We start from the raw sequence: 12,938 nt of genomic DNA on the forward strand, positions 1-12,938 counted from the left end.
TTTGATGGCCTGCAAATTTTTGGCGAACTCAGACCGAGGATACACGGCGTTTGAGGCCCGTAAAGACATCACCGATATTTTGGCGATCTATGGCGTGGAGCCGCAAGCGCTCAGGCCGGCCTGGGATATTGCCTTTGACGCATACGGCTCGTGGCTTCAGAGGTGTACCAGAATATCGCTTGATAGGGATAGGTTTGATGAAACACTTGAGACCGTTGGAGTCGAGCCGGAACGCAGAAAAGAATTTTCGGATCTTCTTTTGAAATTATCAGAGGAAATAAAACCGTTGTTGGACTAGAAAAAACAACTATGAGAAGCGCGGCGCAGATGTCAACTGGCGCCGCACTTCTCATTTTAGTACGTTTATTTATATGGCGGGCGTGGCCGCTTATTTCTTTTTTGTCTTTGTCTGCGCGTCGTCGTTTGCGCGCATTATCATTATGTCGGCTACTGCCGCGGCAAGCTGGCCTTTGGTCATTATGGCTGGGCCGCTGTATTTTTTTATTACGGCGTCGTAACGGCCCGGCTCTTTTATTGTGAGCGCGGCAAGCCACTTGCCGAAGTCGTCGAGCGTCACGGTCTCTTCAAAGGGGCGCGTCGGAAATTCGCGGAGGCCGAAGGCACGGCGGAATGCGTCGCGCAGTTCAAGCCAGTGCATTTCGTCGTCCACGCCGTAGACGGTCTCGTCGGATGGGTCCATGTATTCGTAGAGCACGGACATTTCAACGCCCTTCCACCATTTCGACTCCGGCGGCACGTCGCCGAAATTATAGACGGAGAGTTTGTCTTTTGCGTCAAGTAGCGCGGACTGCACGTCAAGCGGGTTCACGTCGCGCGGGTTTTTCTTTTCGCGGATGGCGACGGCTGCAAGCGCGCCCGCGGCCTGTCCCGTCAGCATGGTGATGGGCTGAAGGCGCGTGGAGCCGTTGACTATGCGTGAGACGGAGATGTTTTTCTCTGCGGCGAGCAGCCCGTCTATCTTTTCGGGGATGAGCGCGCCCATCGGCACCTGAAACAGTCCGCCCTTCCAGTCGGATTCCTGCGGCACGCCTATGGACTGTTCGCCAAGGTCTTTATCGAGGTACTGCGGTTCGTGCAGGCCGTGTATGTCGGTCGGGTATTCGCCAAGCGCTATGCTGTCGTGCTTTGAGGTGAGGGTGCGGCGAAGCTGCGGGTCGCGTATGACGTCTTTTACCGTCATTGTTTTGACGCCCGCGATTCGGCGGCTTTCGCGTATGTATGGAAACGGAGGGAAGTGCTGGAGTATTGGCGCAAATTCTTTCGGCATTTCGGCCCAGTCCTGCCAGTCGTTGGTGAAGTATTGGCCGTAGCCCTGCCTGTTGTCGATGGCCCAGTCTTCCATTTTCAGCTCGGTCTGCATGTAGTAGAGGAAGGCGAGAGTTTTTTCCATCGCTTTGCGTTCGGCCTCGCGGCGGAATTTTTTGTCTTCGAGGAAGCGCACTGACATGCCTGGCTCGCCGCTGTCGTGTCCCGGGTAGTCGTTGGCCCAGTTGATGGCGGTGCGCGAGATGTAGGGCCATGATTCCGGGTTGCCGCCGCTTATGTGGGCCGCCTCAGGGTTCGTCACGTCTGGCATCCCGCGGTAGGCGTTGTGCGCGGCTATGTTGTACGGCGCCTTTCCGGGCCAGGTGTCTCCGCCAGCCGTCACTATTTTTTGAAAGCCGGGCAGGTACTGCTCGTAGTTCGGGGGGCGCATTGTGAATTTCAGTTCTTCGGGCACGCCGTTTGGATAGCGTTTTACGACGACGGGATAGGTGATGAACTGTATGACGCCGGTGCGGTCTATTTTGGGGGAGGCGCTGTTGCCGGAGCGGTAGCGCGCGCCGGTCATCGGGATGAAGTCGCCCGCTTCGGTGGCGTCGATGAAAATTTTTGCGTTGATTGAAAGGTCTTTGCCGTCGCACTGGATGAGGGCGGAGGTGACTTTGCCGCCCGTTAGGCCGGCCTTCAGCACCTTAGCCTGTAAGAAGAGGTCGACGTTTCCAGTCATTTTTATCATGTCGAGCAGCGCCTTCTGCGCGGCCCACGGCTCGAAGCCGAAGGTGTCCGGCCCCCAGAGGCAGACGTTGACCGCGGTGTTGCGAAGGTCGTAATATTCTTTCGCTTTGAGTATGAATTCGTAGTAAAGCCCGGTGCGCGTGCGGCGCACGTCGTCTATCGTGGAGACTGCGGCGCCCGTCATTTGGCCGCCGACCCAGTCGGACTGCTCTATGAGGGCGACGGACATGCCCATGCGCGCGGCCTGTACCGCGGCCATCGAGCCGCCCGTGCCGCCGCCTATGACCGCTACGTCAAAGTACAGATTGTCAGCGGCTTCCGCGGTGGCGGCAAGCGAAAAGAAAAATATCATAACTGTAGTTAAGAACGTTATCACAAAAGATTCCTCCAGAATGTTGAAGCTAAGGCACAACTTTTTGATTATACTAGTTTTCGTTAGACTACACAATGAAAAAAATAATGCAAAGCGGCGCTTTGCGCATATAATAGGTGACGTAATGACGTACCTTACAAAGTAAAGCTGCGAAAGGATGATAGTATAGATGAAGGTCATAGATTTGGGCAGGGCGCTTGAGGATTCTATGCAGGTATTTCCGGGGGACGACGCGCCTGTGGTGGAGCGGCTTGATTCCTGCGGCTGCCGTTCAAAGAAGCTCACTCTGTCCACACACACCGGCACGCACATGGACGCGCCGGCGCACATGCTGTGCTCCGGCGCCACGCTCGACGCGCTTGCTCCTGAGAGTTTCTTCGGCTTCGGCTTTATCGTAGACGTGAGCGGCTGCGCTGGGCGCGAGATAGAGCCGGCGGACCTCGGGCTCTCGGCTGCGGAGCTTTCGGCGGCTGATTTTCTGCTGCTGCGCACCGGCTTTGACGCGAAGTTCGGCACGGAGGCCTATTTTAAAAATTTCCCCGTGCTTTCCGCGCGCGCCGCGAGTTTTCTTGCGGAGCAGGAGCTTAAGGGCGTAGGTGTGGACGCGATATCGGTCGATTATGTCGAAAGCGCGGATTCTCCCGTCCACCAGATACTGCTGGGCGCGGGGCTCGTCATAATAGAGAACCTCACAGGGCTGGACAGGCTGCCGTACAAAGAACCCTTCTGCCTGACGGCTCTTCCGATGTCGATAAAAGAGGCAGACGGCGCGCCCGCGCGCGTCATGGCGGTGCTTGAAAATTAGCGCCGCGCGGCTTAATATAAGAGAGAGGCAAAAACAAAAAATCTCGGAGGTGCGGTAATGGCAGATATCGACAGAAAACCTGAAAATAAAATATTCAAGAAAAGGCGCGGCTTCACTCTTATAGAAATAATGGTGGTGGTCGTTATTATCGGGCTGCTTTCCGCGCTTGTCGGGCCTAAGCTGATGGGCCAGAGCGACGAGGCGAAGCGCAAGACGACGCAGACGCAGATATCGCAGCTGGAACAGGTGCTTGGGCTTTACTATCTTGACAACGGCTTCTACCCGACGACGCAGCAGGGCCTTGAGGCGCTGGTCTCCGCACCCGCAACGCCGCCGGAACCGCTCAACTACAAAAAGGGCGGCTATATGAAAAAAATGGCGAAGGACGCTTGGGGACGCGAGTTCATCTATGCTGCGCCCGGCGAGCACGGCGATTTTGACATCCTCTCCTACGGCGCGGACGGCCAGGAGGGCGGCGAAGGCGCCGCAGCCGACATCATGAATTGGGAATAGGGGCGAATACATTGAATAAACCTGAGATGATAATAAAAGCCATCCGCCATGATCTGCTGCTTGAGACGAGCAAGGGGGTGGACGCGGGCGGCCACGTCTTCGGCGCGGTGGTGCTCGATAAAGCGACGCTTTGTCCGGTCATCGCCGGAAGCAACAACCGAATGGAAAATCCTATATACCACGGCGAGGTGGAGACGCTGCGGCGTTTCTTCGCCTGCCCGAACCACCCGAAGCCCAAAGACTGCATCTTCGTAGCAAGCCACGACCCGTGCCCGATGTGCATTTCAGCCATCGCGTGGGCCGGCTTTGACGAAGTGTGGGTGCTCTTTAACTACGAGGACGTAAAAAAGAGCTTCGGTATGCCCGTAGACCTTCTGATGTATAAAGAAATATTTGGCGCGGAGGGCGCGCGGCCGCAGAACGCCTTCTTTAAAAAATACGACTTAAAGGCGGAGGCGGCAAAAGAAGAAAACGCAGAACAGCTTGCCGCGGCAATATCTGAAATAGAGGCTCTATACGCACAGATAGGCAAACAGGTGCGTGACTTCGACTATCCGGGAATGTAGGGCGCAGAAAGCGCCGGCGTTTGTATACGCAAAGGGACGGACATGGTGCAGCTGTCCGTCCCTTTGCGCTCTGGGGTTTTTAGGGTACTAGCTCTGGATGGCTTTTTGGATGATCTCCGTTATTATCTCTTCGCCTCGGGGAGTCATATTTTGGATGTCCGCCAAATCATTGTTGGTAAACGATGCAAAATCGAAATTCGCCCTTTTCAGGATGGCGGCCCCAATATAATGCACCGCGTCCTTGTTCTTCTTGTATATACGTTCCTCCAGCTTCTTCATCTTGGAGTCGAGCTCCTTGATCAGCAGCTCTGGGCTTCTCCTTATTCTCTTGGCGGACGGCCCTTTGGGCTCTCTGCTACCGGTCATAAATATTTCATCCCCTTTATCGTACATAATTTATATTAATTAAATCATTAGTTTGCTGTGCCTTACATTGAAAAGTATAATTCTCTTTTATGTTTGGCACATTGCGTTTTATACCTAAATGGCTATGCGTAAGCATAATGATTAAAGGTTTTTGTTTAAAATATAACATTATCCGCGCAAGCGGCCGTCCCGCGTGCGGCGCGCAAACGGGCGGCCACGCGCAAAACGGCCGCGCCCGTGGGCCGTTTGCTGCGCCGCGCGCGTTACTGGCGGGTGTTTTTTAAGCGCGCGCCTGTTTTATGCCGGCGAACAATTATTGTCGTTTTGATTTGCGCGCGCAAAGAGGCGGCGTTATAATAAGATAAAGGCAGTGCGCCTTATTCTTTCACATTTTTGGGGAGGTCGGCTTTTATGACGTGATCTGTTTTATTCGCTCGTGTACCGAGTCATACATATAATGCCGCGCGCTCCCATACCTCAAATAGAACCAGGACGAAACTTCCTCTTTAACAGCCCTCTGTCCCCTCTTTATTTTTGTGAGCCATGCGCGGCGTCGGTATGCCTGCCGCGTTCTTTCGGCATTTTTTGCGGAATATAAAAATGGCCGCGCCGCTGACGTCTTCATCGCGCGCGCAAAAACATTTATAGGAGGAATAACCTTGGATCGTTTTCTTACTTCAAAGAACGGCCCCGTCTATGCGGGGGTAGTGCTCGGCGTCATAGCCGCAGTGCTGGTAAAATTTGGAAACCCTGGAAATATGGGCTTCTGCGTCGCCTGCTTCACGCGCGACATCGCGGGTGCGCTTGGCCTTCATCACGCCTCTATAGTTCAGTATCTGAGGCCGGAAATAGCGGGCTTCATACTTGGCGCCTTCGCCTCCGCGCTGCTTTTTTCAGAATACAAGCCGCGCGGCGGCTCGTCTCCGCTCGTGCGCCTCGCGCTTGGATTTTTTGCGATGATCGGCGCGCTCGTCTTCCTCGGCTGCCCGTGGAGGGCCTATCTGCGCATCGCGGGCGGCGACATGAACGCCATTGCGGGGCTTGCCGGCCTTGTTGTCGGTATCGCGGGCGGCGTCTGGTTTTTGTACCGCGGCTTCAGCCTCGGCGCTTCGCGCCCCAATCCTAAGGCCTCAGGGCTCGTCATGCCGCTTCTTGCCGTAGCCGTTCTGCTGCTGCTTGTAGTGAGGCCGGTCTTCGGCCCGGACGGCCCAGTCTTTTTCTCAGCGAAAGGCCCCGGCGCCGCGCACGCGCCAGTTGCTATATCGCTTGCCGCGGGGCTGCTCGTCGGCTGGCTTGCGCAGCGCACGCGTTTTTGCACCATCGGAGCTATTCGCGACATGATAATGATAGGCGACAGTCACCTCTTCAAAGGAGTCGCCGCCTTCACCCTGGCCGCTTTTTTGACGAATGTCGCGCTGGGACAGTTCCACGCGGGGTTTGAGGGCCAGCCTGTGGCGCACACGATGCAGTTGTGGAACTTCCTCGGCATGGTGCTTTCGGGTCTTGCCTTCACGCTTGCCGGAGGCTGCCCGGGCCGTCAGCTCATAATGTCCGGCGAGGGCGACGCGGACGCGGGGACCTTCGTCATAGGGATGCTTCTTGGCGCCGCCTTCGCGCACAACTTCCTGCTCGCAAGCTCCGGCAAGGGCATTGGCATGTACGGCGCGGCGGCTACGATGATAGGCTTAGGCTTCTGCCTCATCGTGGGCTTCGGCTTTAGAAACAAGATGGCGTAGGAGGAAAGAACGATGGAAATGAAAGAGAAGAAAGAAAATAAAGAAAAGATGGAAAAGACGGTCGTGGACGCGCGCGGGCTTTCCTGCCCGCAGCCCGTCATAGAGACGAAAAAAGCGCTCGGCGGCAAAGCTTCCGGCGCGGTGGAAATTCTGGTAGACACCGTCACCTCACGCGAAAACGTCATCCGCTTCGCAGAGCACGCCGGCTGGCAGGCAAGCTGGACGGAGAAAAACGGCGGATATTCGGTAATCGCGGAGAAAAAATAAGCGAAGCGACAATCAGCCTGGCAATAAAAAACCTCGGGAGTTAGGGCTCCCGAGGTTTTTGTTAATGGTGGTCTTGCTTCATTTATCTGTCGTTTCCTTATTCTAACATAATCTTTTGTCGCCTCAAGCGCGCCTACCGCGAGGGCTTTGTGTGGTTTGTCACCCAGGCGGCCAGCTCATCCGGCGAACATTGGCCCGCGGGGCGTCCCTGTTTTGTCTGCATGTGCGCAAGCGGGATGCTCACCCTGTTTACGGAATCGGGCAGAGCTATGTTGTTGTGGAACGCGGCTAGTGAAAGCCCCGCAAACGCCGCTGTGACGTAGTTTTTTGCGCCGTCGCGCCATAGCTGCAGCACGAGGCAGCTTCCCGGAGGTATTTGGTTTTGCGCAAAGCCCGGCAGACGCCAGTTGAGGCCGAGCAGCGCGGCGACGCCCGCGATGTTCGTGTCGTGCCCCACAAAAATAGAAACCTTCGCCGCCTGCGCCGGAGCCTTTATCGCGGGCGCCACCTTCGCAAGCCCGAGGTCGCGCCCAAGCAGCGCAGAGGCGAGCAGCGCCGTAAGCTGGCTCGCTTTAGGGAGCGCCACGCCGTTTGCGCGGTTCACGACGTCGAAGATGTTGCTGTGCACCTGCATGAGGTTTTCAAGCACCTCGCCGTTTACAGCGCCCCAGCCTGCGTTTTGGTCGGGCCACTGACAGTATTCCAGCAAAAATATTTCAGCGGTCGATGAGGCTATGGCAAGGCCGCCGCTTATTCCCACGCTAGCTCCGTCCTCCGCAAAGACGATTTCAGAGGGTATGGCAAGCAGATTCGCGCCCTGCGGCAGATGATACTTTTGCGCCGCCTCCGCCGTTATCGGGCCGCATACGTTTGTAAGCTGCGACAGAGGACCGGAAAGTTCCTGCGTCAGCGCGGCGATAGAGCCGCCGGCGTTTCTTACGATGTCCTTGTAGGCCGCCGTTTTGTCGAAAGAGGCAAGCCCCGCCCTCACCGGGTGGAAAACGGGCGTGACAAATATCCTGTCATAGACGACGGGCGCCATATCCTGGGAGCCGGCGAGCGCCGCAAGCATCGCCTCCGCCGTTTGTACCGTGCGCTGCGTGGCGTCGGCGCAGATGAATATTTCCGCAGGCTGCACGCCCTGCGCCAGAAGCCGCGCGCGCTCCGCTCCCCACTGTTGGAAGACGAGCGCCGCGCCGCGAGCGGTAAGCTCGCCGGGCTTGACTGGCCAAACGGGCCATTTTTTTGCCGTCCACTCCGCAAGCACGGCCGGTTTTTCAAGAGGGCTGCGCACGCCGTGGCGTGCAAGCACCACCTCTTTGAGCAGCACCCTTCCATCTGCCAGCGCCTCCTGCGGCAGCGCCGCCGCTGCCGCCGCGGCTAGAAGCGCGCATATTAAAAACAGTTTGCATAATTTTCTCCAATCCATGACAGACCCGCCCTTTGCTTCATTTTTATATAAAAAATCGAGACTTATGACGATATTATTTATAATCCGTCAAAGCCTCGATATGCAGGGTATTTAATGAATCGGCGGGCTGCGTTTAGTGCCTATCCGCGCATTTTTTCAACGTCCGCTCCGTATTTTACGCCTATTATCTCCGCCATTATGGAGACGGCTATCTCGTTTGGCGTCTCTGCCTTTATCGGAAGGCCTATAGGCTGGTGGAGGCGGTCGAGGTGCGCGGCCGATACGCCGCGTTCAAGCAGCATCTTGCGCACGGTAGCTATCTTGCTGCGCGATCCTATCATGCCGTAATAGGCGCCGGGCATATTGTCCGTCACCGCCACGGCCTCCGCGTCGAGCGAGTGCCCGCGCGTCATTATGACGACGAAGCTGCGGTCGTGCAGCGAAAGGCCGTTCTCATAGACCTTTTCGATGGGGCAGACGATGCTGCGCGCCCACGGGATGTTTTCAGAGTTTGCAAATTCGGCGCGGTCGTCCCAGACGACGACGCGAAAGCCGGCGAAGGCGCCGATTTCCGCAAGGGCGCGTCCGACATGGCCGCCGCCGAAGATGACCAGCTCGTCGCTGCGCCCCAGCACCTCCATGAAGAGGTCGGCCTCGCCGCCGCAGGCCATTCCGTCGCGCTCCGTAAGGCTCTTGTGCCAGAGGCGCGTAGGCTCGCCGCTTTTTAAAAGTTCAAGCGCCTGTCCGATGGCCTCAAACTCGATAAGGCCTCCGCCGATGGTGCCGAGAATGCTTCCGTCGGGGCGCACCCACATCGACGCCCCGCGGCTGCGCGGCGTAGAACCAGATTCGGTAATGACCGTGCAGACGACGCCGTATTTTCCGTTTTCAAGCTCGCCGTTTATCTTTTCCAAAAGATCTCTATTCATAAAAACACCTTCCTCTAAAAAATCTCTCTGACATTGCGCCGCGTTAAATCTTTTATCTTCTCTCTTCCGCTTTCTTTTCGCATTTTGCCTTTGTCCGCCGTAACGCACAGCGTCGGCGTTGAGACGGCGGCGGCCAAATAAGCCCGGCCGGCATGGAACGCGCCGTATTTTCATACGCCGCAGTCAGAAGGCGCCCTGCCTCAGACGCTGGCGCGCCGTATGAGCGCGGGCACGATATTTAGGAGCCGGCGGCGAAGCTGCAGGCGGGGTAATGGCAGACGGGGCAGTGCTCGCACAGGCCGCCTACGCCCCATCTGCGCACGAGGTCGCCCGGCTCTATGCCGGCGAATACGAATGGCAGCAGCTTGTCGAGCGCTGTTCTTTCGTCAAAGGCGACGCAGGCTGGCGCGCCAATGACGGCCACGTCGCGCCCGTCTTCCGGCGATTTCGCCCAGCCCAGCATCAGCATAGCGCCGGGAAGCGCGGGCGTTCCCTGAAACGATATTTTCGCGCACCGCGAGCGGATGGCGCCAGGCGTTCTGTCGTCCGCGTCGACGCTCATGCCGCCGGTGCATATAACGGCGTCCGCGCCCTCGTCAAGAAACGCTCCTATGGCGCCGCTTATCTGCTCCAGTGAATCGGTACAGAAGCGCTGGCCCAAAAGCGTGCCGCCGAGCCGTCCAAGTTTTTCCAGAAGTTTCGGGCGGAAGGCGTCCTCAACGCGGTTGTCCACTATCTCCTTGCCAGTAGTCACAAGTCCCACCTTCAGCGGCTTGAAGGGCAGTATCATAAACGGTTTACTGCCGCGCACCGAGGCCACGGCGCGTTCGACGCGGTAGTCTCCAAGCACCAGCGGACGGATGCGAAAGCCAGCCACCGTCTGTCCGGCCAGCACCGGCCTGTGAGGGGCGAGCGCCGAAAGCACCCAGTCAGGGTCCTGATTGACGCGGTTCACCGTCTCAGCCAGATACCAAAGCAGCCCAGACTTCTCCGCTACGAGGTTGCACCGTCCCTCCTCCGGCTCCGTAAGGCGCAGGTTTTCGCCGCAGAGCGCCTCTCCGAGCGCGCGCGCCGCGTCGTCCTCGTGAATGTCGCCGGGAGACATCTCCATTATCGAAAGGTTCTCGCGCCCCATGCTGCGAAGCGTCTCAAGGTCGGCCTCTGTGATCACCTGTCCCTTTTTGAAGCGCGCCGATTTTTTGTGGTTTTTCGCGTCGATCTGCGTAAGGTCGTGCGCAAGCGGCAGTCCTACCGCCGCGTCAAGCGGGATCTGCGTTATCTTCAATTGTTATCATCCTTTTCATCGTTGTTTTTATCGGAATTGCTCACAGCGCACTCAGGGCACGCGCCGTAGATGACGAACTGTTTGCCCTCGACCTGCATCCCGGCGGGCACCGCAACGCGCGGCATCCGCTGGTCGGCAAGGCAGAACATCCTGCCGCACGAAAGACATAAAAAATGCGCGTGATCGCCGGGGCAGCCCTGCGTTCCCTGCTCGTGCGCGCAAAAACGCCAGACGCCGTCGATGCCCTGCACCTGATGGACGATGCCCGCCCTCTTCAAAGTTTCAAGCGTCCGGTATAGAGTGACGCGGTCGAGATGCTCCGCAAGCCGCGCCTGTATCTCCGCGTGAGAAAGCGGCGCGCCCTCCGCTGCAAGCAGCTCCAGCACCACGCGCCTCTGCCGCGTCACCCGCAGCCCCGCGCTTGTCAGTTCCATATTTATATCCAAAAGGTCCAGGCCCCCAGTCCGTTTTTATTTTCCCAATATTTATATTATCCTCAAATCACAACTTAATTGCAATAGGTTGCCCGCGCGCGAAAATAACACACCAAAGCGCCGCGCGTTTAAAATTATTTGATATATAAGGCAAAATTTGTTTTGAGGCCTTACTACATCGTGCAAAAGAAAAATCAACGTCGCAAACGTAAGCGTAAATTAATTTTTACAGCTCTGTTGCGTTCCAAAGCAGAGGTTGACATTATCGGCCTCTGCTTTTATTATGTTCCCCAATATGCGAGAAAGGCGCGCAGCCTTTCAAACCGGCATCGAAGGGACGGGACAGCAATGCGGAAAGATATGATGGTAAACGTATCCAATATAGTCGTCGTAGTACGCATTATTAGCAGCGGGTCCCCCGAATTGGCCGGCGCTTAATTGCCGTGTTACTTCGGACCGGGGCCCACAGAGGGCGCCGGTCCTTTTTTTATGATTTTTAAGTTTGCTTAGAAAGGGCGTTATCAATTTGAAGAGTACATTCAGCATCGTTTCCGAAGACAACCCCGGAGTGCTGATGCGCATCGCAAGCCTCATCTACCGGCGCGGCTATAACATCGAGAGCCTTAGCGTCGGGCGCACGGACACGCCGGGACTTTCGCGCTTCACCATCATCATAGAGGGCGAGGAGGGCGTCTACGACCAGATCCGCAAGCAGCTCATGAAGCTCATAGAGGTCGTAGAGGTGAACAACCTCACGAAAGAGGGGCCGTTCGTCGAGCGCTGGCTTTCGCTAGTCAAGGTAATGGCGCCTCTTGAACGCAGGCCGCACATCTTGCAGACGGCGGAGATCTTCCGCTGCCGCGTCGTAGACCTCGGCTCCGATACGATAACGCTTGAGGTGACGGGCGACTACGGAAAGGTGCAGGCCTGCATGGAGGCGCTTCGCCCCTACGGCATACTTGAGACGGCTGGCAGCGGACAGGTTGCGCTCTCCCGCACCGGCTTCGACAACTAAGTTATCATTTAGCCCAGTAAGCTTTTGATATATAAATTCTAATATTTTAAGGAGTGTTTTATTATGGGTGCAAAGGTTTATTACGATCGCGACGCGGACTTGAATTTTCTTAACGGCAAAAAGGTGGCCGTCATCGGCTACGGAAGCCAGGGACATGCGCATTCGCAGAATCTGCGCGACAGCGGCGCGGACGTCATCGTAGCTCTTCACGAAGGCAGCAAGTCAAAGGCGAAGGCGGAAGCGGACGGCTTTTGCGTGCTGACGGTGGCTGAGGCCGCAAAAGAGGCCGACCTCATCATGTTCCTCATGCCCGACCACATGCAGGCTGAGATATACAAGACGCAGGTCGCGCCGAATATGAAGCCCGACGCCAAGCTGCTCTTCGCGCACGGCTTCGCGGTACATTTCGGCCAGATAACGCCCGCTCCGTCGCACGACGTCTTCATGATAGCCCCCAAAGGCCCCGGACACATGGTGCGCGCCATGTACAAAGAGGGCAAAGGCGTGCCGTGCCTCATCGCCATCTACCAGGACGCAAGCGGCAAGGCGAAGGACTACGCGCTTGCATACGCCTCGGCAGTAGGCGGCGGACGCGCGGGCATCATTGAGACCACCTTCCGTGAGGAGACGGAGACCGACCTCTTCGGCGAGCAGGCCGTGCTTTGCGGCGGCGTCTGCGAACTGATGCAGCAGGGCTTCAAGACCCTCGTCGACGCCGGCTACCAGCCCGAGATGGCCTACTTTGAGTGCATCAACGAGATGAAGCTTATCGTAGACATGATCTTCGAAGGCGGCATGAGCTGGATGAGATACTCAATCAGCGACACGGCGAAATACGGCGACATGACGGCAGGCCCGCGCGTAATTGGCGAAGAGTCGCGCAAAGCCATGAAGCAGCTCCTCACAGAGATACAGGACGGCACCTTCGCGCGCGACTGGATCCTTGAGAACCAGACCGGACGCCCGCGCATGAAGAAATGGGCGAAGGCGGCCCAGGAAGCTCCCTGCGAAGCCGTAGGCAAAGAGCTGCGCAAGATGATGCCTTGGATGGATCAGAAGGAAATCCCTAAATTTTAAGATTGTATGGCCCATCTCCGTCATGACTTGGCCTCAGCCTTTCCTCGCCGCACGAAAGAGTGCGGCTCCGGGAGGCTGAAACCAAGTCATTTAGGAGCTGAACCATCCAATCTTAAAATTTCAACTTTTGACGCACCGCAAG

The 12,938-nt window shown here is 56.9% G+C and carries 14 protein-coding genes; 8 read left to right on the forward strand and 6 right to left on the reverse strand.

What is annotated here, in order from left to right; genetic code table 11:
* Positions 1-298, forward strand: a 298-nt coding sequence (locus tag RRY12_06205; protein MEG2184251.1) for a hypothetical protein, incomplete at its 5' end; no start/stop codon positions are given.
* 90 nt (positions 299-388) lie between these two features.
* Here the strand turns inward: RRY12_06205 and RRY12_06210 are convergent.
* The gene (locus RRY12_06210; GenBank protein MEG2184252.1) at positions 389-2,395 is read right to left on the reverse strand and encodes an FAD-dependent oxidoreductase; all 2,007 of its coding nucleotides are present in this window, start codon (positions 2,393-2,395) and stop codon (positions 389-391) included.
* 166 nt (positions 2,396-2,561) lie between these two features.
* Between RRY12_06210 and RRY12_06215 the strand changes: the two genes are divergently transcribed.
* Genes RRY12_06215 through RRY12_06225 form a run of 3 tightly spaced genes read left to right on the forward strand, consistent with a single transcriptional unit; the run spans position 2,562 to position 4,276 of the window.
* Positions 2,562-3,197 carry a cyclase family protein gene (locus RRY12_06215; protein ID MEG2184253.1) on the forward strand — a complete coding sequence of 212 codons (636 nt, stop codon included), beginning with the start codon at positions 2,562-2,564 and terminating at the stop codon, positions 3,195-3,197.
* 57 nt (positions 3,198-3,254) lie between these two features.
* Complete coding sequence (gspG, locus tag RRY12_06220) at positions 3,255-3,710, forward strand: type II secretion system major pseudopilin GspG (GenBank protein ID MEG2184254.1); 456 nt, start codon at positions 3,255-3,257, stop codon at positions 3,708-3,710.
* Positions 3,711-3,721: 11 nt separating this feature from the next.
* Positions 3,722-4,276, forward strand: a complete 555-nt coding sequence (locus tag RRY12_06225; GenBank protein MEG2184255.1) for a deaminase — start codon at positions 3,722-3,724, stop codon at positions 4,274-4,276.
* 87 nt (positions 4,277-4,363) lie between these two features.
* On the opposite strand, the gene RRY12_06230 is transcribed toward RRY12_06225, so the two are convergent.
* Entirely contained in the window at positions 4,364-4,642 is a 279-nt protein-coding gene (locus RRY12_06230) for a hypothetical protein (GenBank protein ID MEG2184256.1), read from the reverse strand.
* A 659-nt stretch (positions 4,643-5,301) separates the two neighbouring features.
* On the opposite strand from RRY12_06230, the gene yedE reads away from it, so the two are divergent.
* Positions 5,302-6,378 (forward strand): YedE family putative selenium transporter, encoded by a 1,077-nt coding sequence (yedE, locus tag RRY12_06235; GenBank protein ID MEG2184257.1) that lies wholly within the window; start codon positions 5,302-5,304, stop codon positions 6,376-6,378.
* 12 nt (positions 6,379-6,390) lie between these two features.
* Complete coding sequence (locus tag RRY12_06240) at positions 6,391-6,645, forward strand: sulfurtransferase TusA family protein (protein ID MEG2184258.1); 255 nt, start codon at positions 6,391-6,393, stop codon at positions 6,643-6,645.
* Positions 6,646-6,778: 133 nt separating this feature from the next.
* Here the strand turns inward: RRY12_06240 and RRY12_06245 are convergent, their stop codons facing one another.
* The 4 genes from RRY12_06245 to RRY12_06260 form a co-directional block, all read right to left on the reverse strand.
* The gene (locus RRY12_06245) at positions 6,779-8,074 is read right to left on the reverse strand and encodes a hypothetical protein (protein MEG2184259.1); all 1,296 of its coding nucleotides are present in this window, start codon (positions 8,072-8,074) and stop codon (positions 6,779-6,781) included.
* Between the two features lie 122 nt (positions 8,075-8,196).
* Positions 8,197-8,985 carry an XdhC/CoxI family protein gene (locus RRY12_06250; protein ID MEG2184260.1) on the reverse strand — a complete coding sequence of 263 codons (789 nt, stop codon included), beginning with the start codon at positions 8,983-8,985 and terminating at the stop codon, positions 8,197-8,199.
* Between the two features lie 238 nt (positions 8,986-9,223).
* The gene (locus RRY12_06255; protein ID MEG2184261.1) at positions 9,224-10,270 is read right to left on the reverse strand and encodes a molybdopterin-binding protein; all 1,047 of its coding nucleotides are present in this window, start codon (positions 10,268-10,270) and stop codon (positions 9,224-9,226) included.
* A complete protein-coding gene (locus RRY12_06260) occupies positions 10,267-10,716 on the reverse strand; it encodes a Fur family transcriptional regulator (protein ID MEG2184262.1) in 450 nt (149 codons plus the stop codon). Before RRY12_06260 ends, RRY12_06255 begins: the two co-directional genes overlap by 4 nt.
* Positions 10,717-11,230: 514 nt before the next feature.
* Here RRY12_06260 and ilvN point away from each other — a divergent pair.
* Both ilvN and ilvC read left to right on the forward strand, forming a co-directional pair.
* Entirely contained in the window at positions 11,231-11,719 is a 489-nt protein-coding gene (ilvN, locus tag RRY12_06265) for an acetolactate synthase small subunit (GenBank protein MEG2184263.1), read from the forward strand.
* A gap of 63 nt (positions 11,720-11,782) precedes the next feature.
* The gene (gene ilvC, locus RRY12_06270; GenBank protein MEG2184264.1) at positions 11,783-12,796 is read left to right on the forward strand and encodes a ketol-acid reductoisomerase; all 1,014 of its coding nucleotides are present in this window, start codon (positions 11,783-11,785) and stop codon (positions 12,794-12,796) included.
* The last annotated feature ends 142 nt before the right edge of the window (positions 12,797-12,938 follow it).

The sequence above is a fragment of the Cloacibacillus sp. genome (assembly GCA_036655895.1).
GTDB lineage: Bacteria > Synergistota > Synergistia > Synergistales > Synergistaceae > JAVVPF01.

Coding starts and splice junctions, on each gene's coding strand:
- RRY12_06215 (MEG2184253.1), top strand. CDS start 2,562: ATGAAGGTCATAGATTTGGGCAGGGCGCTTGAGGATTCTATGCAGGTA.
- gspG (MEG2184254.1), top strand. CDS start 3,255: ATGGCAGATATCGACAGAAAACCTGAAAATAAAATATTCAAGAAAAGG.
- RRY12_06230 (MEG2184256.1), bottom strand. CDS start 4,642: ATGACCGGTAGCAGAGAGCCCAAAGGGCCGTCCGCCAAGAGAATAAGG.
- RRY12_06240 (MEG2184258.1), top strand. CDS start 6,391: ATGGAAATGAAAGAGAAGAAAGAAAATAAAGAAAAGATGGAAAAGACG.
- RRY12_06245 (MEG2184259.1), bottom strand. CDS start 8,074: ATGGATTGGAGAAAATTATGCAAACTGTTTTTAATATGCGCGCTTCTA.
- RRY12_06250 (MEG2184260.1), bottom strand. CDS start 8,985: ATGAATAGAGATCTTTTGGAAAAGATAAACGGCGAGCTTGAAAACGGA.
- ilvC (MEG2184264.1), top strand. CDS start 11,783: ATGGGTGCAAAGGTTTATTACGATCGCGACGCGGACTTGAATTTTCTT.